This window comes from Micromonospora sp. 15K316 (assembly GCF_004348525.1).
Classification (GTDB): domain Bacteria; phylum Actinomycetota; class Actinomycetes; order Mycobacteriales; family Micromonosporaceae; genus Micromonospora.
In genome coordinates this window covers 1-521 of the sequence record NZ_SMKG01000450.1, presented here as the reverse complement: position 1 = coordinate 521, position 521 = coordinate 1, and the positions used below count along the sequence as shown (strand labels likewise).

Sequence of the window (521 nt, the reverse complement as noted above, 5' to 3'; positions counted from 1 at the left end):
CCGATCAGCCCCACCCCGACCGCGACGCCCAGTCCCACCACCGTCCCGAAGAAGCCGGCGAAGAAGCCGGCCAAGCCGCGCCGCCCACGACCCGTCGCCGGGCTGACGCAGGCACAGATGGACAACGCGAAGATCATCGTAGACGTCGGTCGGCAACTCGACGTCCCCAAGCGCGGCCTGATCATCGCGCTGGCGACCGCGATGCAGGAGAGCAACCTCTACAACTACGCCAGCGGCGTGCTGCCCGAGTCGCAGGAGTACCCGCACCAGGCCATCGGCTGGGACCACGACTCGGTCGGCCTCTTCCAGCAACGGCCCAGCAGCGGCTGGGGCACCGTACGGGAGCTGATGCGCCCCGCGTTCGCGGCGAAGGCGTTCTACCTGGCCCTACTCAAGGTGCCGGGATGGCAGGACATGGCGCTCACCTACGCGGCCCAGTCCGTGCAGATCTCCGGGTTCCCCGACGCCTACGCCCAGCACGAGCAGCGCGCGACGACCGTCGTCGACGCGCTCACCTGAGG

Annotated in this window: 1 pseudogene; it reads left to right on the top strand. The window is 69.7% G+C overall.

The features are described 5' to 3' along the window. Positions 1–519 (top strand): annotated as a pseudogene (locus E1211_RS32260) (hypothetical protein); the annotation flags it as partial. Positions 520–521 lie beyond the last annotated feature (2 nt).